Below are 25,628 nucleotides of genomic sequence, written 5' to 3' on the forward strand. Positions count from 1 at the left end.
AATCTCTCAGACGATTCTGATCAACATGCGCTCCCATCTCGCGGCTTTTGGTCTGATGCTATCCAGCGCGGTATTTTCAGAGGCCGATTCTCCGCCTGGCTACAGCCCCGTCGCCGCAAACGAGGACGGCAACATTATCGCGCGAATCGAAGAGATGGATTTTTCCGCGCCTCCCGGGAGTGCCGATGAGAAAGTGCGCATTTCCCTATTCAAATATGATTCTAAGGAGAAGCGCTACGCCCTCTACCGAACCATCCAACACGTTGGTCCAAGCGCGCCAAACCTCATCCTACTCACCCGTAACGCAGAATTTTTGGTAGCGTTCGATTCGTCCGGACAAGTGGGGCGTGGAGAAAGCGTAGTCATCGCCTATACGGGAGAAGGTAAATTTTTGCGGAAGTGGTCTCTTGAGGAGATCCTTTCCAAAGAAGACATCGAAAGCGCTCCAAAGAGTGTTTCATCCACTTGGTGGCGGCGTGAGGCGTATTGTTTCGGAACCGACCAAATGATCGTTCGGGGCCCCGGGGAACGTGAATATAATGTGCGAGCGAGTCCGTACAGCTATGTGCTCGATCTGCATACTCTGGCGTGGAGGAAAGTTCGTTAGAACCTAACTGGTAGTTTAAGCGAGAGCCGACCCTTCCCGTTCTGCACTCTTCGCGCGCTCTGCGATTCAAAACCAAACGCGCCCGAACACACAGCCCTCCTTCGCGCTCCTTGCGGCCTTCGTGTTCAATTGCTTTCTCTCCGTGTCCTCCGCGCCTCTGCGGTGAAATATTCTGAAGCGTTCTGCGCCGACAACACGCTACTTCGCCCGCTTCAAAAACTTCGCCACGGCCTGGCTGCGGGAGTTCACATGCAGCTTCTCGTACATGCGGCGCACATAGGTATCAATCGTCGTCACGCTCACGCCGAGCTGGTCGGCGATTTCCTTGTAGAGATAGCCGTTGGCCAGCAGCTCCAGCACGGACATTTCCCGCGGTGAAAGCACTTCCATGCCTGAGCGCGGCGCGGGCTGCGTGAACGACTGCACGACTTTGCGCGCGATCGAGCAGCTCATCGGTGAACCGCCAACGGCGATCTGCTTGATGGCGGCGAGAAGCTCGGAACGCCGCGTGCCCTTGAGCAGATAACCCGTCGCCCCTGCCGAAAGCGCGTCGAAAATGTGATTCGCGTCGGCGTAGATCGTGAGCATCAAAAACTGCGTGTCCGGCAGCTTCGGCTTCAACGTGCGCACGCATTCGATGCCGTTGATCAGCGGCACGTTGATGTCAGTCAGGACGACATCGGGTTTTTCCTTCGGCAGATTCTCGATCGCGGACTCGGTGTTCGGATGCTCGCTGACAAACTCCAGCGTGCTGGTTTCCAAGATGAGTTCTTTGAGGATCTGCCGGGTGGGGGCATCATCATCGACGATGGAGACACGAAGTTTCATGGCGTGGACGCTGACTGTGAGAGACGGGCGGTGAGCGTGACAACCGTGCCCTGCGGCGTGGCGCGTGCAAAGGTCGCATCACCACCGAGCATCCGCATCCGCGAATGCATGTTTTTCAGCCCGTTGCGGTGCGACGTCGCCTCGATCCCGTCGGGAAGCCCTATGCCGTTGTCCGCGATGGTGATCGTGAGCGTGTGATCGGCGGCGATCACCTCGATCGAAACATCCGTGGCCTGCGCATGCTTAACGACGTTGTTCAGCGCTTCTTTGCAGCTGAGGAAAAGGTGATGCCGGAATTGAGTCGTGAGCGCGTGATGCGGCAGCGACTTCGGAATCTTCACACGACAGCGCAGGCCGGCGTCGGAGCAATAACTCTGCGCATACTCCGCGAGGTAGTTCGCGACACTTTCGAGATCATCGTTGGACGGATTCACCGCCCACACGATCTCGTCCATCGACTGGATGAGATCGCCCACAATGTCGTAGATACGGTCGAGCTGTGACTTCGCTTTATCATGACCGGACTGCGTGAGCAGACTGATGCGCGTGAGCCCGGCGCCGAGATCATCGTGAATATTCTCCGCGATGCGCGTGCGCTCCCGTTCCAGCGCGCGCTCACTCTCCAACTTCGCAAGCTTTTCAATCAACCGCCGATGCGAGACGTGGCGGACCACCACCACGACCACACCCACCGCGAGTGCAGCGGTAAACAAACGAAACCAGAGCGTCTGCCACCACGCCGCCTGCACTTCCACCGTGATCGAATCTGCCGACTCCGCGCCGGGCACGCCGGCGAGAAGCGCCGCGACTTCGAAACGATATTTTCCCGGAGGCAGCCGCGTGTACTTCGCCGCGCCTTCGCGTTCGTTCTCCTGCCAGTCGTCATCGTAACCCGTCAGCCGGTGCCGCATGCGCACACGCTCCGGCACCGAAAGATTGGGCGCCGAATAACGCAGCTCGAGAGCGCGCGGATTGGGCGCGAGACGCGTGACGGGCGACGCGGCCAGCGGGTGCTCGTCGACCCACACGCCGGTGATTTTCACGCGTGGACGTTCAGGCGCGCTCGTTTCCTTTTCGGGATCGATGGCCACCACACCCTGCCGCGTCGCGAACCACAGACGTCCGTCCTTTGTCTTGGTGACCGCCGGCTGATAATCCGCCGAGCACGTGGCTTCGTTCAGCCCTTCGTCCGGCCCGACCGTCACCGGATAAATGCGTGGCAGTTCTCCGCGAAAATGTTTTTCGAGCTCGTCGACGCCGACGTGAAAAATCGCCCCGGTCGAGCCGAGCCACAACGCACCGCGATCATCCGCCACGATCTGCGTGATGTTCTCTGAAACAAGTCCCTGCTGCGTGCTGACACCGGAAACACCCTGCGCGTTGAGCCGCAACAAACCGCCCTTCTGCGTCCCGATCCACGCCGTGCCCGCATCGTCGAAGCCGATCGCCTGAATCGCACCGACTTTTCCGGCAAACGCGCGCAGCTCCACGGAGGAAAACGTCCCGCCATTTTCGAGCCGGTGCAGACTCCCGTCATCGCACCCTGCCCAGATCGCTCCGTCCGGCGCTTCCGACAACGTCCGCACGAGCGAAGCGTCGGCGCCGCGCGTGAGATCGAAGCTCACGAACTCACCGTCCCGAAACCGGCAGACACCGCCTGCCGCCAGCGCGAGCCAGAGATCGCCGTTCTTCGCCGTCAACGTAACGCGCGGTGTCGCCCGCCCGGTCAGAAAATCCTGCGTATGCTGCGCTTGGATTTTTCCGCCGTTGATCCGCAGCAAACCATGCGTCGTCGCGGCCCAAATGCCGCCACCTTTCGCAGGGGAAACGGAATACGCGCTGAAATCCTCCCACGCGCGCGTCGGCTCAAACACGGCCAGGCGGGAAGCTGCATCGCGAAACACGATCCCGCCATCGCGATTGGCAAACCAGAGCACGCCATCGTTGTCGCGGCAGAGCGAAAGGCTGCGACGTTCGAGCAAGCCCGCGGAGCGGTCGAACACGTCGAGCACCGCCGCCTTGATGCGCATGATGCCGCTGTTCGCGGTGCCCACCCAGAGATTGCCCGCAACATCTTCGAGAAGCGCGGAAACATCCTCGGGCGCTTCCGCGACGTGGTGGATCTGGTTGTCCGCCGCGAGGCGATGCAGCCCGGCCGAGCGCGTGCCGATCCATAGCTCGCCAGCGGCGTCTTCGAGCAACGCTTGAATGTAGTAAGCGCCGGTCGTCTTGCTGAGTTGCGCGATGGGTTTGAGACGGTCGTTCGACAACTTGGAGACTTCTTCACCGACGATTACCCACGGTCCGTCGGTCCGCGACGACGCGATGCGAACGTGATCTTTTTCGCCCGCGCCGAGCACCGAAGCCGGAACGAGCCGGCCGTTTTCGTAGCGCGCGAGAAACGATCCGCTCGCGATCCACACGCCGCCACGGCTGTCGCGCGCAAACTGGATCGGCTCGTGTTCGCTGAGTCCCGCGCTCGCGTCGAAAACCTCCAGACGGCCCGCCTGTTTGCGGAGTGCGAAGCCGCCTTTGAAACCGATCCACAGCGTGATGTCGTTTTCGAAGAAGAGCGCCTCGATCGGAGTCTGCGCGAAACGTTCGGGCAGCGCGTACGGCGAAAAATCGTCGCCGGAAAGACGCAGCAATCCTCCCAGACGCGGCGCCGCGAGAATGTCGTCGCTGCCCGGAATGCTGGCGAAGGCGGATATGCCGCGGTCGTGAATCGCGGTCTCCGCCGTGTGCGTCATCGCACTGAATTGCCGCCCATCGAAACGCACCACCCCGTTCGGCGTGCCGACGAGCAGATACCCTGAACGGCTGCGGCTAAGCCCGGTGACTTCATTGGTCGGCAGCCCGTTTTGCTGCGTCCACGCGCGGAATGAGAATTCCGATACGCGGGGCCCGGTCGCTGTGGGTTTGGCGCTGGCGAAGCCGATGCCCGCGCAGAGAAACGCGGTCGCGAGACGGACGGCGGAGAGAAGAGAAAAACCAGCGCGCTGGTTTACCGGTTCATTTTTTTTCAGGGGCAACAACATCGACGATGACCCGCTGGTACCGCGTGAGTCGAGGCGCGCCGTGATCGGTCACCGCCAGAATGATGTGCATCTGGCCCGTGCCGGGCGCCATCACCCGTGCGGTCGGAACGGTAAACCACGCCTTGGGCTGGTCGAAATTCTTGATCTCGAGCGGCTGGCCGGAACGCGCGCTGGAGAGCGGGAAGGTGCCTGCTTCATTGTAGTAAAACCACTCGTAAGAAAGGGCGTCGCCATCGGGATCGGTCGTGCCTTCGGCGCTGAGCTCGACGCGTTCGCCGGGCTTCGCGGTGATGCGCGCGGCATGCGCCAGCTTCGGGAGCGGCGGGTGGTTGGCTTCCTTCGGCGCTTTGATGGTCCAATCCATGCGCGCGGCGAAATCGTTTTGGTAAGCCTCGCGCCAGCGCCAGATCGTGGCGTGGTTCGTGTCGTGCCAGCGGCCATCGGCCCCGAGCACTTCGTCATCGGCGTCGGCGTAGATCGGGCGGGTTTCGGGGAAAAGGTGCCACCTCATCGGGCGCGGCGTGTAGAGCTCGTAGCGGCCGCCCCAGCCGCCGAAGTCGGGGCGCTCGGGTTCGTTGAGGCCGTTGGCGATCAGGCCGAGGAAGCTGGGCGTGTCGCCTTCCATCAGGAATTCCCAATGCGGATACTCGGCGCCGAGCGGGCCTTTTTTGCGGACGTTGCGGTCGAGCCACTCGTTGGTGACGAGGGTGAAATCTCCGCCCGGGCAGCGCGCGTGGAAATAGTCGCCGCTGATGCCGCTCCACGTCGCGTGATGGTACGCACCGCCCGCGCTGAAGCCGGGGCTCACGATGTAGAAGAGGCCGGGAAACTCTTTGCGCAGCCACGGGCCGGAATCGTCCTGATCGGAGATGGCGTACACGCGGAGTTTCGCGACGGCTTTGGCGAGCGCCTCGGGCGAACGCGTGGAGCGGATTTTCAAAAGGGATTGCGCGAGGACACTCGGGCCGCCCCAGACGGGAACCCAGAGCGGGCGCGGATCGTCGCGATCGATGGCGCGGATGAGCGCCTCGGAGCCGGCGGAGTCTTTGCCCGCGCCGACGCCTTCCATGCCGTAGATGGGCAGCCCCTCGGTGACGAGCGAGAGGAGCGTTTCGCCGGCGGGAAACCCGGCTTCGTGTTTTTCGAGGTTGTCGCGCACCTTGCCGTAGGCGGCGACGATCTGGCGGATGCGCTGCGGAGCGACGTGGGTTTTCTGGTGTATCGAGGTGATGGCGACGAGGCCCTCAGTGTCGAAGTGGTTCGCGTAAGTCAGGTAGCGCACGAGCGACATGGCGTCGTCGGGCTCGTTCTCGATGTCGGTGAGGACGAAGACGCGGGGCTTTTCAGCCGAGAACGCGGTGAGTGGCGCAACCGAGCTGACGATGAGAAAAAGGAGGAGACGTGTTTTCATGGCTTGGGGGTTTCGCATCGTTCGAGACGGGCGGCGAAGTCGCGGAGGAAGGCTTCGCGGTGGCGGTTGATGGTTTTCACGCCCTGCTCGTTTTTCTCACGCAGGGCCGGATCGGGATCATCGGCCCACCAGTTGGGGAAATTCGGCGACGGTTTGGCAGTCTCGGTCGTTGGCAAAACCGAGGTGAATGCGCCGGTTTGTCCGTCGAGTCCGGGGTGATTGCTGGCGATGCGGTAGGTCCAGGACTTCGTGTCTTTTGGCGAAAACAGAAAATGCCACGCGCCGTCTTTGTCGGGGAAGCCGATGAACTCTTGTTTATCTACGACGAGTTTCGCCTGTACGTCGGCGGGGGCATCGCCTTTTGGGCGATAGATCAGATCGACGATCGCATACGTCTCGACGATGTCTTCGGCCGTCGGTGCGCGATCAAAGGTGTAGCGCGGGCGATCCCACGCGCGGACGAAACTGCCGCCCCAAGACGGGACCGTTGGATTTTCAGGGGTCTTGTTGTTGAGCAGGTAGGTGAGCGAGGGCGTGTCGCCCATTTTCACGGTCTTCGCGATCTCCGCAAAATAATCGCCGAGCGCGCCGCGGCCTTTGATGTGCTCGGTGATGAAGCCGTCGTTGCTCAGGTCGCCGGCTTGGTTTCCGCCCATAAAAAAGCCGCGATAGGTCGAGTTGGCTTCGATGATCCAGAGATCGGGGTGGTCGCGCGCGATGTAGTCGAACGCAGTGGTGGACCATTTTTTGTTTGGGCCACCGATCCAATAGACGCGGAGTTTTGTTTTGATCGACGGATCGTCGTGCAGCGCTTGCGCGAGGTCGTCGATGCCGCCCCAGACGAGCAGCCAGAGCGGACGCGAATCGTCAGCGTGGGCGCGTTGGATGATCCAGTCGGAGCCTTCGGTGCGTTCGCCCCAGCCGCGGAGATCGGCGGAGTCGCTGCCGCCCTGCTTGCTGATGGCGCGCAGTTGATCGGGCGTCGGGTACGACGCGGAGTACGTGCGGAGATTCGGAAAATCCTTCGCGTACACATCAATGAGTTTGAGCAGATGATCCTTTCGGTTTCGTCCGGTGCCCCACGGCGACGCAATCATGCCTTCGAGATCGATGCTGTCGGCGTACACGAGCAAATGAACGAGCGACTGAAAGTCATCGAAGTCCGTGCCGCCGATGTCGGTCGAAACGATGACGCGCGGTTTTGTTGATGGCGTTTCGGCGTGAGCCGACGGAGCGACGAAGACAGCGCAGATGGTGGCGAGGCAGCAGAGGCGGAGGAGCGTTTTCATCAGGAATCGCGGTTGCGGGGGGCGCTGGCCTGATCGATGGCGACGGCGACGAGGATGACGTAACCCTTGATCACATACTGGAGCATCGGCGGGACGTTCAGGAGGAAGAGGCCGTTGTTGAGGACGCCGATGATGAGGCAGCCAAGCACGGTGCCGAAGATCGTGCCGCGCCCGCCGGAGAGCGACGTGCCGCCGATCACGACGGCGGCGATGGCGTCGAGTTCGTAGCTGAGGCCTGCATTGGGCTGTGCGGAGTCAAGACGCGCGGTGACGATGAGGCCCGCGACTCCGGCCAGCGCACCGGCGAGTGTGTACACGGCGATCTTGATGCGGGAGACGCTGAGGCCGGTGAGACGCGCGGCGCGTTCGTTGCCGCCCACAGCGTAGAGATGACGTCCGAAGCGCATGCGTTTTGTCACCACCATGAACAACGCGCCAAACGCCACCATGATCCATACGGGCATCGGCACGCCGAGCCACGCGCCGGTTCCGATGAAACCGAAATCCGCGCCGAGCCCCGTGATCGGAAATCCGCCGGTCCAGAGAAACGCGAGGCCGCGCGCGATGCTCAACATGCCGAGCGTCGCGATGAACGGCGGTAATCGAAAGCGCGTGATCGCGACGCCGTTGTGGAGACCGAGCAGCGCACCGACAAAGACGCCGGCGAGGATCGCGCCCGACGTGGTGAATTGCAGGTGCACGTCCGTGCCCGGAACTGAGAGCCCATTTTTAACGAGACCCGCAGCGATCGCTCCGGAGAAGCCGAGGATCGCACCGACGGAGAGATCGATGCCGCCACTCAAAATCACGAGCGTCATGCCGATCGAGAGGCACATGTTGATCGAGACCTGGCGCAGGATGTTGATCCCGTTGTCCGCTGTCAGAAAATTGGGCGAGAGCAGGCTCAGCGCGACCGTCATGAGGACGAGTGCGATGAGCGAGCGGAGGCGGACGAACTGGCTCGTGAGTTGAGGCGAGAGAGGCATGTCAGGAAGCGAGAGCGGCGCGGTCGGGCAGCGCGGCGTGGAGAACGCGCTCGGGTGTGGCCTCGGCGCGCGTGAATTCGGCGGTCTTGCGGCCCTCGCACATCACGAGGATGCGGTCGGACAGCGCGAGGACTTCGGGCAGCTCCGAAGAAACGACGATCAAGCCGAGGCCGTTGCGGGCGAGTTCGTCGATGAAGGCGTAGATCTCGCGCTTCGCATTCACGTCGATGCCGCGCGTGGGCTCGTCGAGCAGCATGATCTTCGGATCGGTCGCCAGCCACTTCGCGAGGATGACCTTCTGCTGATTGCCGCCGGAGAGATTGACGATGAGCTGATCGAGCGATGGCGTTTTCACGCGGAAGCGATCCACGTAGGGTATCAAATAATCGGATTCTTTCCTGCGGCTGACGAATCCGCCGCGCAAGGTGCGGCGAAGGCTCGCGAGACTGGCGTTGGCCGCGACGCTCATCGGCAGGATCAGTCCGTCGCGTTTGCGATCTTCAGGCGCGAGCGCGAGCCCGGCGCGAATGGCGTCGGCCGGGGAACGAAACGACGCGGGTTTCCCGCCGACGGAAATGTTTCCGTTAGTGCGTCCGGGATGCAGACCGAAAATCGTCTCCAGGAATTCCGTGCGTCCGGCGCCGACGAGCCCGAAGATGCCGAGCACTTCGCGGCGGCGCAGCGTGAGCGAGACGTTGTTCACGAGCAGGCGTCGCCCGGTGGAACCGCTGGTGCTGCCGGCGAGTGAAAGGTTTTCGATCTTCAGAAGTTCCGCGCCGGGCTCGAAGGAGGATTTCTGGAAAACGTCCTTCGATTCGCGGCCCGCCATGAGCTGGACGATGCGCTCGCGGGTGAGTCCTTCGTAAGGGATCTCGCCGACCACGCGGCCGTCGCGCATGATGACGACGTCGTCGCAGAGACGGGCGAGTTCCTCGAACTTGTGCGTGATGTAAACGAGACCGACGTGCTGTTTTTTCAACTCGGCGATGACGTTGAAAAGGACTTCGACCTCGTGGGCGGAGAGCGAGGAGGTCGGCTCGTCGAGGATGAGCACGCGCGCGTTTGCGGAAAGGGCTTTGCCGATTTCCACGAGCTGCTGCTGGCCGACGCGCAGGTCGCCAACGAGCGTGACCGGCGAGACTTTGAGATCGAGGCGGGCGAGAATCGCGGCGGTGTCGGCGTTGAGCCGACGGTAATCGATGAAGCCTGCGGACGTGCGTGGCTCGCGGCCGAGCCAGATGTTTTCGGCGACGTTGAGCCCGGGAACTAGGTTGAGCTCTTGATGAACGATGCCGATGCCGCGTGTCTGGGCGGCGTGCGGGCTGGCGAAACGCACCGATTCTCCATTGCCGAGACTGATCGTGCCGGCGTCGGGCGGGAAGACGCCGGAGAGCACGTTCATGAGCGTGGATTTGCCCGCGCCATTTTCGCCGAGCAGCGCGAGCAACCGGCCCGCGCGAACGCGGATCGAAACGCCGTCGAGCGCGCGAACGCCGGGAAATGTTATTGTGATGCCTGTCGCTTCGAGCAGCACGTCGGTCGATGCCGTCATGGAAGTCATGGCATCACCTCCGCGCTCACGGGAATGAAGGTGAGCAGCGGTCCGTTAGCTGGAAGCGACTCGGGCGCTTCGGCGCAGCCGACGAAACGAATGGTCGCGCCGACGGTCACGGACTTGAGCGCGGGTTGCACGCGTTCTTCGACCAGGCGGTTCAACTCGGCGGAGAGCGCGTTGAACTCAGTGAGGCCCGGAACGTCGTTGACGTCGATGAGGCCAGAACCGTCGCGCACGATGTTGCCGAAAACCGGACCGGTGCGGAGCGCAACGATCACGCCGTCCACGTCGATCAAGAGACGGCTGCGTTCAACGGCGGTGACGCGTCCGCTGCCGCGCAGAAAAACGTAGGCGGCGTTGCCGAGGCCGACGCGACGCGCGTGCGCCTTTAGCGCGGCGGCCGTGTCGTTGTGAAGCGCGGATAAAACCGGGGCCGCTTCCGGCGCTTTCGCCGCCGCCGGCTGGAGTTTTTCGTTCCAGAATTTTTCGGTGAACGCCTTGGGCTCGAAGACTGTGCCTGCGGCTCCAGCCGCTGACGCAATCGAGTGCGCGTTTTTGGAGACGATCCGAAAAGGCGGATAGAGAATCAGCAGCGCGACGAAGATCGCCGCACCCGCCCACACCGGCCAAGGGAAAGCAATGCGGCGCGCGGTCGCAGGATGATCGGAGGAAGAAGCGGGAGCCGACATCAGCTTACTTGCGGCCGTAGTCGCCGAATTTGGCGACGGTGTCGCGGTTCACGAGTTCGACCGCGACAGGCACGCGTTGCGGAAAATTGCGTTCGCCTTTGAAATACCTGTCGGCGTTTTCCGCGGCGGTGCGCGCCATGGTTTTGGGAAACTGCATGACGGTCGCGGTGATTTTTCCCTCGGCGACGGATTTGACGACGTCGTCAGCGCCGTCGAAGCCGAAGACCTTCACCTTGTCAGCTTTGCCCGCGGCGAGGAGCGCCTGATATGCGCCCATGGCCATGGCGTCGTTTCCGCAGAAGACGGCGTTGATGTCGGGGTTGGCTTGGAGGATGGACTCGAGGACTTCGAGCGCCTTCGTGCGGTCAAAGTCGGCGCTTTGCTGAGAGACCATTTTCAAACCGGGATAACGATCGACGACCGAGTGAAAACCCTTTGAGCGATTCCACGTGTTGGTGTCGGCGACAAGGCCGAGGAGTTCGACGTACTTTCCCTCTTCGCCGACCTGATCGACGAAGTACTGACCGAGCGCCACGCAGCCGGAATAGTTATCGGAAAGAACCTGCGACGTCGCGGCGTCGTTGGCCTCGATCTCGCGATCCATGCAGAACACGGGAATGCCGGCGGCTTTCGCGCGGCGGACGTTGGCAATGGAGCCTTTGGCGTCGGTGCAGTTGAAGAGAATCGCGCCGTAGCCGGAGGCCATGATGTTGTCGAAATGCTGCGACTCCTTCGCCGGGTCGTTTTGCGAATCGAACTGCACGGTGTCGTAGCCGAGTTCCTTCGCGCGGTCCTGCGCAGAGTCTGCGAGGACGACGAACCACGGGTTGTTCAACGTGGAGACGACGACGGCGACTTTGCGCGAGGCGGGCGCTTTCGTTTCAGCGGTCGATCCGGCGGGTGTGGAGCGCTTGCATCCGGTAAGCGCGACGGCGGAGAGCAACGAAACCGTTATGAAGAGACGAAGGAATGAAGGGATCATTTTGAGGGCGGGGATGCGGGAGGATAGGAAATTGAACCAACGCCGCAATTGCTGAACCAACCAAGGTGGCAAGAGCGGCGTTGGGATGAAGCAGCCAGAGTTTAGAATCTGGCTGCAAGTGTGAGCGTCAGAGCCGCGCCGCCACCGGTGCCGGTGCGGGTCGCGCGGCCATCGAAGAAGTGCTGGCCTTCCTCGGCCTCGGTTACGTTGCGACCGGCGAGGGAGAGGGTGTAGCGCGGGTTGATGCGGTAGCGGATCTCGGCCTCGTGAACCGTGCGCGCGTCTTTGAATTCATTCGTCACATTATTCAGGAGGACATCGCCAGCGTGGTTGGCGCGAAACGCGACGTACAGTTTGCCCCGGGGAGTTTCGTAGCTGACGCCCCAATTATAGATTTCAGGGGTGATATTTGGCAGACCATTTGTCGCGACCAGGGAATTGGCGGGATTAAATTTGCCCTCGGTCTTCGTGAGCTTCGTGTAGTTTGCGAACACCTCTATGTTGCGAAACCACTCCGGCAGGAAGCGAAGCCGGTAGCGGCCTTCGAGTTCGAATCCTTCAATCTTCGCATCGCGGTTTTCCTGCGTGGTGACCGTGTGATTCGGAGGAACACCGAATGGATCATTCAAACCCGACAGGTAGGTGTTGGTAACGATGTAGTCTTTGACGTCTTTGCTGAACCAGGCGCCTTTCACGGTGCTGGCACCGGTCGGATACCACTCCAGGCTTACGTCGAGGTTGTCAGAGAACGCAGGTCGGAGATTCGGATTCGAAACAGTGGCGGTGTTATTCGCATTGAGGAGGACGCCGGGAATGAGGTTGCCGAAGTTGGGGCGGTTAATCGCCTCCGTGTAGCTGGCACGCGCCTGAAGTTTCTCATCGAAGCGATAGGTGAGATGCAGGTACTTGAACGGATCGGGCGTGTAGCTTTGCGACGTGCGCAAACGGGAGAGGCGGGCAATGACGTCGGCGAGTGTGGCGTTGTTGGGAATCGCGGGCTCTGTGCGGGCACCTTCGCCTTCCGCGTACGTTTCTTCCAGACGAAGTCCGGCGAGCATATCGAGTTTTCCAAACTTCACATTTCCGAGAACATAGTAGCCGAAAATTTCCTCGGAAATGCGCTGGTTGTTGCGGAATGCCTGGGTGTAGGAATTGGGAACGTTTTCGACAAACGCCTGAGGATAGATGGCCGAAAAATCAGCCAGCGCGAAAGGGCTGATCCACGCATCCGGAGGGCGTTCGCCAAACCAGATGTTTGGAGTGTATTCGCGCTCGGCAAACTTCACGATGTTAGCCCCGGCGACCGTATTGTCATCGACAGTGCCCACGATTCCATCTGGACCTGCGTAGCTCCAGGTCTTGCTCGGATTTTGCCGGGAGCGTTCTTGCAGCTGGTAAGACAAACCGCCCTGGACGTAGTAGGGAAAGCGTCCGTCGAAATCACGGCGGACGTTGATCTTCGAAGCAGTGACACGGTCGACCGAGTTACGAGTGCCTACACTGATCGAATTCGCCGTCAGCAGATGGTTCGCGAGGCTGTAGATGTCGGAGCCGGACGTTTGCGTAATCCGTGTCGCCGTGGACCGGCTGGCGTCTTTTTCGAGAATATATCCCACACCGGAGTTTCTCACCGTGATTCCGCCGAACATGCGCGGGAAATAATCATAGTGGTTGGTCGCGCGGGATAACGAGAGATCGTAGTCCATCGTCCAGTTGTCCCAACGGTGTTTCGCACCCGGATTGATGGTCCAGGAGTTACTGTTTTTGTCGCCGAAGGACATGTTCTGCTCCGAGTTGCCGCCGGTCGTCTCAACGCGTTGAGGCGTGGCAGTGCCGACAATCGTGCCGGTGTTGAGACGGAAGAAACGGTTCCGGAACTCATAGTAGTGATCGGTGAACGTGGTGCGCAGGAATGCCGTCGTCCGGTCGTTGACCTTGTAGTCAAAGTTGAGCGAAGCGCCGGTGCGCGTGGTGAAGTTCTGGTGATCCTCGCGCTGGTATTGTGAAACGAAGGTACCCGAGGCGTTCGATGTATAGGTGTTATACGCGGTGCCGCCAAAACCGCTGACATTCATCTGACTGACGCTGACCACGACACCGAGCCGGCCGTCGAGCAGCGTATCGGAGTAAGTAAACGAGCCGCCGGGATGGACCTTGCGCTCGGGTTTTTCGTTGGGGCCGGAACTGCGGCCAAGCGAGAGGTTGTCGGAGTTGGCGGTCACGTTGACCGTGGCGTTGATGCGGCGGCCCTTTTGAAGAAACGCGCTGCGCGTGATCATGTTCACGATGCCACCGGTGGCGTTCGCCGGCATCCAAGGCACGGGCGCTTTGAACACCTCCATGCTCTCGATGTTGTCGATGGTTATCTGATCGAACTCGAAGGCGCGATTCGTCGATGAGCTCGACGCCGCGGCGGCCTGATTGCCGTTGATCATGACCAGATTGGAATTCGCTTCGAGACCGCGGATCGAAACGGTGCGCGGTTCGACACCGGTGTAATCCATCTGAAGGCCCGGCATGAGCTTCAAGAACTCGCCTGGGTTGGCATCGGAAACGACGCCGAACGCATCGGCAGAAACGATGGTGCGCTGCGACTCGGCGTTCTTTTGCTGATGGGTGGCGTAAGCGTTACCCTCGCGCTCGGCGGCAACACGAAATTCGCCGAGATGCATGATCTCTTCGGATTTCAACGCGAGCTGCACCGTGGCGCTTCCGCCCGCAGTAACCTCAACAACCGCAGTTGCAGCTTCGAGATCTGTATAGGAAGCACGCACGGTATGGCTGCCTGCTGGAACACCCGTTAGACGAAAACTGCCATCCGGGGACGACAACGTGGATTGGCTCGAGCCTTCGATCGTGATGGTGGCACGTTCCAAGACTTTCTGGGTGGATTCGTTCACGACCGATCCCGAGATCGAGCCGGTCGCGGCAGACTGGGCGAACGTCGGCACCGTGAGAAACGTCGAAAGTAGCAGTGAGAAAAACCCGACTGTGCGTCGGGCGAAACACGGACGCGACAGGGTCGCATGCGGGCAACGGAGGTGGTTCATTGGGTAGGTAGGGTTGCGCACCGCCGAAAGCAGGCCGGCGCGGGGTTCCCCACCAGACTAACAACTCTTCGTTCAGACGTGGCGTCCTGAAAACTCAGGACAAAACACAGTGCGCGACATCACGCCTTATTCAGTCTTCGCCCCGCCCACCGCTTCGCCCACCAACTCCGCGATCCCCGGCGGCAACTGAATCGTCAGCGCCAGCCGCTGCCCGTCCGTGCTCATCTTTTTCCACGTCTTGCGGATGATATCGACGAACTTCTCCCGCGTGTAGTCCGCGTGCTGCGCCGCGAAATCCGCGATCTCGTTTTCCAAAAACACCAGGCACGCCGCGTCCTCCAGCGCCTGCGTCCCCGCATTCATCTTCAGCCCGCTCTTCGAAACCCACGTCGCGACCTCCGCCGCCTCGGCCTCGCTCACGCCCGCTTTGAGCAACAACTCCTGCGCGCGATCCGCCTGCTTCGTGTAGAGAAACCGCCGCCACATCAGGTATCCGACTTTCCCCTCCGGATAACTCGCCCGTGGCACCGACCACCGTTCCAGATGCTGACAACGCGCCCCCAACCGCAACACCGCCGGCCCGTTCGGCACCAGCTTCGCCACCCACGCCTCCACACGATCCGCATAAACCAACTCCGCCGCCTTCCCCTCCGCCGTCCGCGTTGGATCAGCCGAGTGCGCTTCATCAATCAATTCACGGGCGCGTGCATAAGGACTCAAACTCATCCCGCGAGTCTCCCCATCACCCCAGTCACCGCAAGCCCCGCTCCGTACCTCCGAACTTTGCGCCTTCGCGTCTTTGCGTGAGCCTCTCCGCCTTACTGCAACCGTACGCACACCGATCACTCCATCCACCGCTTCGCGAAATCCTCCCGATCCACCGCCCAAGCCTTCCATCGCCGCGTCCCCTTCGCCGCCTCGACAAGATTGTGCGCCACGATCTTCAAATCGTCCTCGCCCCAAAAATCTCCCGCCTCCTCCGGCTCATGCGCGCGCGCCATCTGAGCCACCTTGCTCAACACCACTCCACTCATCGGCGGAATCTCGCACCCCAGCGTCACCAGCACGCCCTGCAACCGCGACAACACACCCTTCCCGCCCACGCTGTGCTCCGTCACCACGCACGCCGCCGGCTTTCCGAACCACAGCTTCGTGCCCTCGGTCTCTGTCGCATCCTCCAAAAAATTTTGCAGCACGCTGCTCCACGAATCCCAGTGCGTGCCCGTCCCAAAAACCACCGCGTCCGCCCACCCCAGCTCCGCCTTCACCTCTGCGAAACCCCTCGCCCGTTTCTCTCCCACAGCCACGCCGCTCCCACCCGCGCCGTCATCGTCTCCCACCAGCGTCACCACCCGCACCTCCGCCTTCTTCCCACGCACCAGTGCGCCCCGCACCTTCTCCAGTGCCACCGCCGTGTTCCCGGCTTCACCCGACAACGCGGCATTAAGAATCAGGATACGCGGACGCTTCGGCTTCATGGCGTAACCCAAAACCGATCCCGCGCCCGCTGGCGATTCACCGTTTTCCTCACAACGCCCCCGTCCCCACCTCCGCCGTCACCGCCGCGCCCGTTCCCGCCGCCTTCTCCGCCCGCACTGCCAGATGCTTCGCCAGAAACGCCTCCACCGCCGTGTACAACTCCACCTGGTTATCGACTTTCCGAAACCCATGTCCCTCCCCGCGCTCGATCTGCTTCTCGTGCGGCACGCCGTATTTTTTGAGCTCCGCGATCAACGCTTTCGACTGCCCCACGCTCGCGACGATGTCCCCCGTCCCATGCGCCACGAACACCGGGATCTTCACCTTGTCCACATGCTTGATCGGCGAGATTTCCTCGAACACTTCCTTCCGCTTCGCCGGGTCGCCCAGATGCCGCCGAAACACACCGTACCGCCCGCGCAAATAATCGCTCCCCCGCGCGTCCTTCATCAAGCGCTCCCAATCGAACACCCCCGCCACCGTGATCGCGCAGCGATAAAGCCCCGGCTCATGCGCCGCCCCGCTGAGCGCCAGATACCCGCCAAACGATCCGCCCATGATCGCGATGCGATCCGCGTCGATCATCCGCGTCTTGATCACCGCCTTCACCCCGTCCGTCACATCGTCGTGCATCTTCCGAAAATCCCACATGTCCCTTTCGGGAAACCGCCACGCATACCCCGTCGATCCGCGATAGTTCGGCTGGAAAACCGCATACCCCCGGCTCGCCAGAAACTGCACCTCTGCATCCCAGCCCCAGTTGTCGCGCACCCACGGCCCGCCATGCGGCAGCACCACCAGCGGCGCTTTGTTTTCCACCGAGGCGCCCTCCGGCAGCGTCACATACCCCTCGATCTCCCGCCCGTCGCGCGCCTTGTACGTGATCATCTGCATCGGCCGCATCCGCTTCGGATCGATCCACGGCGCCACATTCGCCACCGGCGCGAACGTCTTCGTCTCCAGCTTCACATGGAAATACGCCTCCGGCCGCACATCCGACGACACGCTGATAAAAAACTGCTTCTCCGCCCGGTCGCTCCCTAAAATTCTCACCACCTCCCCCGGAAACGCCTTCCCCAGCGCCCCCTGTATCCGCTCATACCCTTCATCAAACCACACACTCTGCGGCCCCTTCCGCTGATACTGCACCCCCAGGATGCGGTTATCCACTGGATGCCGGTAGATGCGCACACCCGTGAAATCGTACTTCTCGTCCTGAAACAACAGCTCGCCCCGCTCCCCCGTCACCGCGTTCAACCGGTGCAGCGCCCGCGGCTTCCCTTCCTCCCTCGCTCCCAGCGTCAGCAACTCCCCCGGTTCATCGCCCACCCCGATCACGGGCATCTCATCCAGATCCACCGGACTCTGCACCCACTTCGAATCCACATACCGGTGCAACGTCGCCCGCCCATCCTTCGCCGTCAGCGCGAACGCCATCTCTCCCTGCTTGTCCACGATATAGCCCAGCGCAGAGCCGCCCTTGAGATCTGGATACGTCTCCACGATGTCCGCCCGCAGGCCGTCATCCCCGTTCATGAAAAGCGACCCGTCCTTCGAATCCATGCTCCGCCGCGTGTCGATCTTCACCACCCCGCCATCCCCGCCGTCATGCTGCGAACTGTGTTTGATCCACAAGATCGCGTGCAGCGGCTTTTCCTTCGGAAACCCCACCGGCACGACCACGTTCCGCCGTTGCAACACGTACGACTGCGAAAACCGCCCCAGCTCCACCGCGAACAACCCCGTCGAGTACATCTTGTCCTGCGTGATGCTGAAAAGCAGCCGCTTGTCGTTCAGCCACTCGTACGCGTTGATGTCATAGTTGCCGCCCGCCGTCAGCCGCTCCGCCTTCTTCGTCGCCAGATCGAACGCCATCAAATCCAGCCGGTCCGCCTCGCCCGACACGATCGCCGCGAAATGCGTCCCCGCCGGATTCAGCTCCGGATTCGTGAACAACCTCGGCCGGAAAAAATCCACCGCCGGGATCGGCTGATCCGCCGCCACCGGCGTCATCCGCTCCAACGGATTCTCCTTCTTCTTCGCCAGCGCCGGCAGCGCGAGCAGTGACAACGCAACAACAGGGGCAGCTCTCCACAGCCAGGGGTTCATGCCGCCGATCAATCGCCGCCCGCCCGCCCCGCATCAAGCCGATACTCCGCCTCCCCGCTTCCTTCGCGTCCTTCGTTTCCTTCGCGAGACACCCTTCATCCCCTCCGGCCCGCCGCGCAACGGTCGTACAACTCCCGCAACGCCTCCCGCACATTCCCCCGATGCCGCGCGTGCAACCGCCTCGCCTCCTCCGCGCTCACCGTTTCGCCGAGCGCCCCCACCAACTCCCGCAACAACTCCGCCGTCGTTTCACATCTTCTCAAAGTTCCCAACCTCCCCGCCCGATGCGTCGTCACGAGGAGCCCGCCCGCCCGCCGCACACGGTATCGAAAAATCCGCCACGCCACGAATCCCAGCTGCTCCGCCCCATCCACCAGCACCACATCTTCCCCGCCCAGCCCCGCAAAAAACCCCGCGTCGCACACCTCCGGCAGCCGCGAAAACTCCGCACTCAGTCTCACCCAATGCGCCCGCCATCCGTCGCGCTCCAGCCGCACCGCCAGATCCTCCAGCAGCGTCGTCTTCCCCGACCCATGCGCCCCCACCAACGCCCCACGCCTCCCCAGCCGCTCCCACTTCTCCAACAACTCCGCCAACCCGCGCTCATTCAGCCGGTACCGCTCGCGCAACACACGATCCACCGCGAACGGATTATCCTTCGCCCGCACCATCGCGCTCACCCTCCACTCCTCAACGTTTCCCCATCGCCATTCCCACCATTCGCGCCGCCGTTTTCGTGCAGCAAAATCTCCGCTCCATCCGGCGACAGCGTGAACTCCGCCCGCGCCGATCGTTCGCCCGGCTCCGCCACCAGCTCCACCGCCCAGATCAGCGAAATCAACTTCCCCGAAAAGGACCACGGCTGCATCGGCAGCGTAAACGTCAGCTCTCGCTCACCCGCTGCCTCCCTTTTCGCGATCGGCTGCGTCGCGACAATATCCACATCCTCCGTCCCCTTCCCGCGCGTGTACCAGAACAGCCGCACCTCCAGCGCCTCGGGCACGTCAGGCAGTGCCCACAGCGTCGATACGACCAGCGTTTCCCCCGGACGAAAATGCGTCCGGTTGTCCGCGATAAAAATTCCCAGTTCAGACGGCGTGCTCATGTTTCGACTGTTGGATTCGCCTCCGTGTGTGAGGAGGATTTCGGCGCCACGATCGCGACAGCAAACTCCTCGCTGAGATCAGGCCACCAATCGATTTCGCCTTTCACGCGCAGCTCCCAGACCACGCGATTATTGGCCGCCTTGAACGAATGCATCAACCGTCCCGGCAGCCGCAGCGTCGCATGACCCGCTTCCGCCGACGCCAGCCCCGAGGCCGACGCGATCTCCAGCGTCGCGAAAATCTCCTTGTCCGTCCTCGTGTCCGTCCCGCGCCGATACGTCGCCTCCTCTCGGCCTTCCAACCAGAAGCGCACCGACTTCAAACGCTTTGCCCGCCCTTCAAACCGCCAGGTCAGGTCCAGTGTTTCTCCCGGCAGGAACGCTCGCCGGTTCACCGTCAGGCGCGGCACCGGATTCGACAGCTCCATCGCGAACCGCACGATCAGTCCGATCAGGAAAAGCCCGACCGCGACAAACGGCAGCAGGAACAGCGCGAAAAACCATTCGATGAAACCGCCTCGCCCAATGTCCCTCACCACACTCACCACGAAAACCGAGACGATCCCATTCCAGAACACCGCGAAAAACGCGATGCCCACCAGCTTGCCGACGCGCGTCGACGAAGGCACCAGCTCCATCGATCCTTCACGATCCACCGGATACGCAGAGAAATCCTCGGTCTCCGCCGGTCCGCGCGACCAGCGACTCTCCCGCGCACGCAACGCACTCCGTGAATTCGCTGGAGAGTCCTTGGATTTTCGCTGACCAAAAATCGCGAAACAAATGCCACCGCCCCCGATTAAAACGAAAACCAGCGGTATGAATCCAAATCCCCAATCGCGGATTTGGGAACGGTTGATAACCGCCTCCGACGGATTCTTTGGGTTCACATAACAGACCGCCGCCGACCCCGGCCGGTACCGCGCCACAATCGCCTGCTTCGCTTTGCGCCCACTCGAAGAACCCGTCGTGAAATCGTACCGCGTCCCCGTAAACGTGCGTCCCTCCAGCGTGAACGTCTGCGCCTCGAACGTGTACGCATAGCTGATCTCCACGCTGTATGTGGACGAATCACCACTGTGATGGCGCACCTCGCTCGTCAGAATCCGGCAGTTAACCGGCACCCACGAACGCGCCGCCACCACGTTGATCCACGGCTTCAGCGCGAGTGCATAAGTCGCCCCCACCCCAAAGGCCAAAAATACGGTGAAGAACAACCCCAGCACCCAACGCCCCGCCGTGGTGAGTTTGCCCTTCCGCCGCCGACTCGAAATCGGCCCGTCGCCCGCCGACCGGGTCGCGTCCTCGACAGCAGGCGGGCCCGGCTGGCCCTTCACTCGGAGCTTCATTTACTAAACCTAGCCAAGCCATCGCCCGCGATTCACGCCGAAAAGCGCTTCCTCCGCCGCGTCCGCTGTGTTTCGTACGTTTATTGGAAAATAGTTACACACTCGTCACCGGCGGCACCGGCTTCCTTGGGCGCCGCCTCGTCGAACGCCTCCTCACCGAAGGCCGCCGCGTCACCGTGCTCGGCCGCACCCCCGCGCCCGACCTCGCAGCCCGCGGCGTCCGCTTCATCCGCGCCTCCCTCGACGACCCCGCCGCCGTCTCCGCCGCCTGCCAAAACGTGGACACCATCTTCCACGTAGCCGCCAAAGTCGGCGTCTGGGGCCGCTACGACGATTTCTTCCGTATCAACGTCCTGGGCACACGCGCCCTCATCGACGGCGCCCGCCGCCACGGCGTGCGAAACTTCGTCCACACCAGCACCCCCAGCGTCGTGTACAACGGCCGCGCCCTCGGCAACGCCGACGAATCCCTCCCTCTCACCACCGCCTGCCCGAGTCCGTATCCGCTCACCAAAGCCATCGCCGAACGCGAAGTCCTCGCCGCCAATTCGCCCGAACTCCGCACCGTCGCCCTCCGCCCCCACCTCATCTGGGGCGTCGGCGATCCCCACCTCGTCCCCCGCATCCTCGCCCGCGCGCGCGCCGGCCGTCTCCGCATCGTCGGCCCCGGCACCAACCGCGTCGACATGGTCCACGTCGAAAACGCCACCGACGCCCACCTCCTCGCCGAAAAGGCCCTCGATGGCCCCGCCGCCGGTCGCCCTTACTTCATCACCAACGGCGAACCCGTCGTCCTCTGGGACTGGATCAATCAACTCCTCACCGCCCTCGGCGAACCGCCCATCACGCGCCACATTTCCCTCGGCGCCGCATCAGCCATCGGCGCTCTCTGCGAAACCCTCTGGCGCGTTCTCACTCTCCGCAGCGAACCGCCCATGACCCGCTTCATCGCCGCCGAACTCGCCAAAGACCACTGGTTCGACCTCACCGCCGCCCGCCGCGACCTCGGCTACCAGCCACGCCTATCCATGGCCGCCGGCACCGCCGAACTCATCGCATGGTACCGTGCCCAGGCTGGCTGACCAAATCCGCGTCACGCACTCCTCCCTCTTTGCACCACTGACCGTCCCTCCGCCATCCGTTCTCATCTGTGCCATCTGTGGTTAAAAATCCGTCCTCCCTCCTCGCCCCCGCGCTCGCGATGTCCGGCATCGTGCTGCTCTCGAACATCCTCGTGCAGTACCCGATCAACCCATGGCTCACCTGGGGCGCCTTCTCGTATCCAGTCGCCTACTTCGTGACCGACGTCTGCAACCGCGCCGCCGGTCCCTCGCTCGCCCGCCGCGTCGCCTGGATCGGCTTCGGCGTCGGTCTGATTCTCTCCGCCATCCTCGCCCCACCGCGCATCGCCGCCGCGTCCGGCACCGCCTTCATCGTCTCCCAACTCCTCGACGTCGCCATCTTCAACCGCCTCCGCGCAGCGAGTTGGTGGAAAGCCCCCTTCTTCGGCTCCGCTACCGCCTCGATCATCGACACCGCCCTCTTCTTCAGCCTCGCCTTCGCCGGCACCGGCGAGAGCTGGCTCCACCTCGCCACCGGCGACCTCGCCGTGAAACTCTTCATGGCCCTCGCCCTCCTCCCTCCCTACCGCCTCCTCGTTAAGCGCCTCACGGCTTGATCGCTTCCGCTGGAGATGCGACGCCCCAAAAAAACCCCGCTTGACACTTTCGACTTAATCGTAACTATTCGAGTTACATTAAACCAAACCCATGACTGGAAACTCAAGATTCGCCGTCAGCGTGCACGTGCTGTCGTACCTCGCCTACAAAGGCGGTGCGCAGACCACGTCGGCGGAGATTGCTTCCAGTGTGGACACCAACCCCGTCGTCATCCGCCGTCTCCTCGCCGCCTTCGTCAAAGCCCGCCTCGTCAACACCCAGAAAGGAGCCACCGGCGGCTTCTCTCTCGCGAGCGCCCCGGAAAACATCAGCCTCCTCGATATTTATCGTGCCGTGGAGCCGCAGACCGACCAGGGCCTCAGCCGCCTCGCGCCCAACCACAAATGCCCCGTCGGCGCGCGCATCGAAAACATCCTCAAAGCAACCTTCGCCAAGGCCCAGGCCAGCTTCGAAACCGAACTCGCCAGCGTTTCTATCGCAGACATCAGCCAGCAGCTCAAAGCCATCTGCACCGGCAAACACTGATCCCTTTTTTTGAACCTAAATGTAACCAATTTTGTTACCAAAATTAAATCCACCCACCTATCCAAAAACATCATGAGCACATCCAAATCCACCACTGTCTCCGTTCCCTCCCTCCTCCTCCTCGACGCCAGCCCACGCGGCGAACGTTCCCACAGCCGCAAGCTCGCCCAGGAATATCTCGCGAATTGGCAAGCCGCGCATCCCACCGGCAACTCCGTCACCCGCGACCTCGGCCACGAACCGCCTCCCTTCGTCAACGAAGCCTGGGTCGAAGGCGCCTTCACGCCCGCCGAAGGCCACTCCACCGCCGCCCGCGCCGCCATCCGCGTCTCCGACCGCTACGTCGACGAACTCATCGCCGCCGACGAAGTCGTCATCGCCACGCCCATCTACAACCTGACCATCCCCGCCGTCCTCAAAGCCTGGATCGACCAAATCTCCCGCTACGGCCGCACCTTCACCCGCGGCGAAAACGGTTTCGTCGGCCTGCTCGGCGGCAAACGCGTCCGTATCATCGTCAGCAGCGGCAGCGATTTCCGCCCCGCCAGTCCCGGCGGCGCCTACAACTTCCTCGACGGTTACCTGCGCGCCTTCTTCGGCTTCGTCGGCATCACCGACGTGACTTTCGTCTACGCGCACAGCCTCAACGACGGCAACCCGCTCCGGGAAACCTCGCTCGCCGAAGCCAGCGCCACCGTCCAATCCCTCGCTACCGCGGCTTGAGCCGCTTGATCCCGCTCACACGGCAGCGGTGGGGATCAGCTGCCGTGCACGAGTCTATAACGCGGCGCGTTCCCAAGCTCGCGCTTTTCGTGTTTACAGTGGCCGTGACACCTTCCGCCTTGCGCCCTAAAGCGGCCGTCGTCTTGCATAATGCCCCATGTCTTCAATGACTCCCCTTGCCGTGGCGGCGGCAATCTTGGCTATCACCGGTTCTGCTTACGCTAAACCGCCCCACCCCCTCGACCGGATCAAACCAGTTCCCGAAACCGAGGCGGTCCCTACGCTGGATTTTTATCGGCCTCCTTTGTTTAGAAGCCCGCAGATCAATAGCGCCGGCACCCATTTTGCCGCGCTTTTTTCTGATAACGACGACACTACCAATCTGCTTGTTACAGATATCACGACGGGGAAACTCGAGCCCCTCGGCGCCGGCAGGAACAGCGATGTCGAATCGTTCTACTGGCTCGGCGATCGTCACCTCATGCTATGGCTGACGAAAGAGAAGCGCTACGCCCGGGGCATGTTCGTAGCCCAGCTCTCCCGCCTCTCCGAAGCCTATCAAATCGAAGCATACAACGTTCTTCATGTTATCGGCATTCCGCGTAAAAACCCGCTTCAGCCCGTCGTCTGGTTACGTGCGAATGCGTGGGATAATGGACGCGATTACGGCGTTTTGAAGATTAACGCCAAGCAGGAGATACAGCCGGTAAATGACGGTTGGGGATTGGATAGCAAAAAATTCCCTCATGGGACCACGGCCAGCGTGATTTCCTCTTACGCTATTCCAACGGAGGGCGTGCCTGCTGGCTATACCTGCGACAACCAAGGCGAACTCGCTTTCGCTTATACTCAGGACAAAGGCATTTTCACCATTCACCGTCTGGTGGATCAGAAATGGGTTCCTTGCCCGATCAATCTTGATGAAACCGAAATCGTCGGCAGCGGCGATGTCCCGGGCGAACTCATCGTCACAGTTCCCTCTCAGAATGGGAAACCTCGTGCGCTCCACCGCATGGACTCCGCAACTGGCCAGCTCGGCGAACTTCTTTATCAGGACGATAAATATGATCCGGATGGCGTCTCCTTGTATCGTCATCCGGTCAGCCAGAAAATCATTGGTCTGCAATTTACCCGCTCAGGTCCCCAGACCATCTGGCTCGATGAAAACTATCGAGCACTGCAAAAGCGCCTCAATGCATCGTTTCCAGTACCCAACACAGTCCTGCGTATCATCGGCAGCGATGAGGCCGAAAAACGCTTCGTCGTCGCTGCTCTCAGCGATCGTTGCCCGGTGGCGTACTACCAGATCGACCTCGAAAAAGGGCAGCTCGGCCTGATCAAAAGCACTGCGCCATGGATCGATCCCAAGCGCATGCTGCCTATGCAGACGATGACCTATAAAACCCGCGACGGATTTCGCATTGAGGGCTACCTGACTTTACCCGCCGGCGCCTCCAAAGAAAAACCCGCGCCATTACTCGTGCTTCCACACGGCGGCCCGCAGGCACGCGACGTTTGGGGCTTTAATTCGGAAGTACAATTTTTCGCCAGTCGCGGATACGCCGTTTTCCAGCCAAACTATCGCGGGTCCACGAGCTATCAATGGCAGTTCTCCGGGGATGTAGGATGGGAGTTCACACGCATGCATGACGACGTCACCGATGGCGTGAAGGCACTCTTTAAAACCGGTCTGATCGATTCGCGCCGCGTTGCGATCATGGGCTGGTCATTCGGTGGCTATCTGGCGCTGGCAGGAGCTGTTCAGGAAAAAAATCTTTATCGCTGCGCTGTCGCGCTCGCCGGTGTCTATGATTGGGAGCAGGTGATTCGGGAATCGAAAAACGACGATTACTTCCGCAGCAAGCACGCGATTTTACTTCGGAAACTGGGTAACCCCAAAACCCAACGCGAGTTGTTCGAGGAAATTTCTCCATTGCGACGCGTTAGTCAGATCAAGATCCCCGTCTTTGTCGCTCACGGGAAAGACGACCTGATCGCCGATGTCGCTCAGTCCAAGCGTCTCGTTACGGAATTAGAACGCTACAACATTCCCTTCGAGAAACATTTACTCAGCGGTGAAGGCCACGGGTTCTCGTACTACAAAAATCGCGTTGAAATCGCTGAGGCGATTGAAGCGTTTCTCGCTAAAAACCTAACACCACTCCCTGCGGAGCTCGCGTCTGTAGCCGGGTCCATTCCCTGAGTGCGCAATCGTTACCGGCAG

General features: G+C 61.6%; 21 protein-coding genes. 6 read left to right on the plus strand and 15 right to left on the minus strand.

The window, feature by feature from the left end:
- The first annotated feature begins 25 nt into the window (after positions 1-25).
- Entirely contained in the window at positions 26-607 is a 582-nt protein-coding gene (locus CMV30_RS08355) for a hypothetical protein (RefSeq protein WP_096055592.1), read from the plus strand.
- 198 nt (positions 608-805) lie between these two features.
- Here the strand turns inward: CMV30_RS08355 and CMV30_RS08360 are convergent, their stop codons facing one another.
- The 15 genes from CMV30_RS08360 to CMV30_RS08430 all read right to left on the minus strand — a co-directional run bounded on the left by CMV30_RS08360 (position 806) and on the right by CMV30_RS08430 (position 20,477).
- A complete protein-coding gene (locus tag CMV30_RS08360) occupies positions 806-1,435 on the minus strand; it encodes a response regulator (protein WP_096055593.1) in 630 nt (209 codons plus the stop codon).
- The gene (locus tag CMV30_RS08365) at positions 1,432-4,473 is read right to left on the minus strand and encodes a sensor histidine kinase (RefSeq protein WP_096055594.1); all 3,042 of its coding nucleotides are present in this window, start codon (positions 4,471-4,473) and stop codon (positions 1,432-1,434) included. Before CMV30_RS08365 ends, CMV30_RS08360 begins: the two co-directional genes overlap by 4 nt.
- Complete coding sequence (locus tag CMV30_RS08370; RefSeq protein WP_096055595.1) at positions 4,448-5,884, minus strand: nucleoside hydrolase-like domain-containing protein; 1,437 nt, start codon at positions 5,882-5,884, stop codon at positions 4,448-4,450. The genes CMV30_RS08365 and CMV30_RS08370 overlap by 26 nt, the downstream gene beginning before the upstream one ends.
- Positions 5,881-7,173 (minus strand): DUF1593 domain-containing protein, encoded by a 1,293-nt coding sequence (locus CMV30_RS08375; protein ID WP_096055596.1) that lies wholly within the window; start codon positions 7,171-7,173, stop codon positions 5,881-5,883. The genes CMV30_RS08370 and CMV30_RS08375 overlap by 4 nt, the downstream gene beginning before the upstream one ends.
- Positions 7,173-8,159 carry an ABC transporter permease gene (locus tag CMV30_RS08380; protein WP_096055597.1) on the minus strand — a complete coding sequence of 329 codons (987 nt, stop codon included), beginning with the start codon at positions 8,157-8,159 and terminating at the stop codon, positions 7,173-7,175. The genes CMV30_RS08375 and CMV30_RS08380 overlap by 1 nt, the downstream gene beginning before the upstream one ends.
- A gap of 1 nt (position 8,160) precedes the next feature.
- Positions 8,161-9,711, minus strand: coding sequence for a sugar ABC transporter ATP-binding protein (locus tag CMV30_RS08385; protein WP_096057686.1), 1,551 nt, complete (start codon positions 9,709-9,711; stop codon positions 8,161-8,163).
- A 5-nt stretch (positions 9,712-9,716) separates the two neighbouring features.
- Positions 9,717-10,403 (minus strand): DUF2291 family protein, encoded by a 687-nt coding sequence (locus CMV30_RS08390; RefSeq protein WP_096055598.1) that lies wholly within the window; start codon positions 10,401-10,403, stop codon positions 9,717-9,719.
- 4 nt (positions 10,404-10,407) lie between these two features.
- Complete coding sequence (locus tag CMV30_RS08395; RefSeq protein ID WP_096057687.1) at positions 10,408-11,385, minus strand: D-ribose ABC transporter substrate-binding protein; 978 nt, start codon at positions 11,383-11,385, stop codon at positions 10,408-10,410.
- A gap of 101 nt (positions 11,386-11,486) precedes the next feature.
- Positions 11,487-14,435 carry a TonB-dependent receptor gene (locus CMV30_RS08400; RefSeq protein WP_096055599.1) on the minus strand — a complete coding sequence of 983 codons (2,949 nt, stop codon included), beginning with the start codon at positions 14,433-14,435 and terminating at the stop codon, positions 11,487-11,489.
- 126 nt (positions 14,436-14,561) lie between these two features.
- The gene (locus CMV30_RS08405) at positions 14,562-15,161 is read right to left on the minus strand and encodes a DUF4202 domain-containing protein (protein WP_245844438.1); all 600 of its coding nucleotides are present in this window, start codon (positions 15,159-15,161) and stop codon (positions 14,562-14,564) included.
- 116 nt (positions 15,162-15,277) lie between these two features.
- Positions 15,278-15,913, minus strand: coding sequence for a flavodoxin family protein (locus CMV30_RS08410; RefSeq protein ID WP_096055600.1), 636 nt, complete (start codon positions 15,911-15,913; stop codon positions 15,278-15,280).
- 49 nt (positions 15,914-15,962) lie between these two features.
- Entirely contained in the window at positions 15,963-18,023 is a 2,061-nt protein-coding gene (locus CMV30_RS20710) for an alpha/beta hydrolase family protein (protein ID WP_096055601.1), read from the minus strand.
- A gap of 95 nt (positions 18,024-18,118) precedes the next feature.
- Positions 18,119-18,703, minus strand: coding sequence for a P-loop NTPase family protein (locus CMV30_RS08420; RefSeq protein WP_096055602.1), 585 nt, complete (start codon positions 18,701-18,703; stop codon positions 18,119-18,121).
- Positions 18,700-19,128 carry a hypothetical protein gene (locus CMV30_RS08425; protein ID WP_096055603.1) on the minus strand — a complete coding sequence of 143 codons (429 nt, stop codon included), beginning with the start codon at positions 19,126-19,128 and terminating at the stop codon, positions 18,700-18,702. The genes CMV30_RS08420 and CMV30_RS08425 overlap by 4 nt, the downstream gene beginning before the upstream one ends.
- The gene (locus tag CMV30_RS08430) at positions 19,125-20,477 is read right to left on the minus strand and encodes a DUF3592 domain-containing protein (protein ID WP_096055604.1); all 1,353 of its coding nucleotides are present in this window, start codon (positions 20,475-20,477) and stop codon (positions 19,125-19,127) included. The genes CMV30_RS08425 and CMV30_RS08430 overlap by 4 nt, the downstream gene beginning before the upstream one ends.
- Positions 20,478-20,560: 83 nt before the next feature.
- Here CMV30_RS08430 and CMV30_RS08435 point away from each other — a divergent pair, with 83 nt between their 5' ends.
- The 5 genes from CMV30_RS08435 to CMV30_RS08455 all read left to right on the plus strand — a co-directional run bounded on the left by CMV30_RS08435 (position 20,561) and on the right by CMV30_RS08455 (position 25,607).
- On the plus strand, positions 20,561-21,559 hold the full coding sequence (locus CMV30_RS08435) for an NAD-dependent epimerase/dehydratase family protein (RefSeq protein ID WP_245844439.1): 999 nt from the start codon (positions 20,561-20,563) through the stop codon (positions 21,557-21,559).
- Positions 21,560-21,678: 119 nt separating this feature from the next.
- A complete protein-coding gene (locus CMV30_RS08440; RefSeq protein WP_096057689.1) occupies positions 21,679-22,155 on the plus strand; it encodes a queuosine precursor transporter in 477 nt (158 codons plus the stop codon).
- Between the two features lie 91 nt (positions 22,156-22,246).
- Complete coding sequence (locus CMV30_RS08445; protein ID WP_096055606.1) at positions 22,247-22,681, plus strand: Rrf2 family transcriptional regulator; 435 nt, start codon at positions 22,247-22,249, stop codon at positions 22,679-22,681.
- 72 nt (positions 22,682-22,753) lie between these two features.
- On the plus strand, positions 22,754-23,404 hold the full coding sequence (locus tag CMV30_RS08450) for an FMN-dependent NADH-azoreductase (RefSeq protein WP_096057690.1): 651 nt from the start codon (positions 22,754-22,756) through the stop codon (positions 23,402-23,404).
- Positions 23,405-23,561: 157 nt separating this feature from the next.
- Positions 23,562-25,607 carry an alpha/beta hydrolase family protein gene (locus CMV30_RS08455; RefSeq protein ID WP_096055607.1) on the plus strand — a complete coding sequence of 682 codons (2,046 nt, stop codon included), beginning with the start codon at positions 23,562-23,564 and terminating at the stop codon, positions 25,605-25,607.
- The last annotated feature ends 21 nt before the right edge of the window (positions 25,608-25,628 follow it).

This window comes from Nibricoccus aquaticus (genome assembly GCF_002310495.1).
Classification (GTDB): Bacteria; Verrucomicrobiota; Verrucomicrobiia; order Opitutales; family Opitutaceae; genus Nibricoccus; species Nibricoccus aquaticus.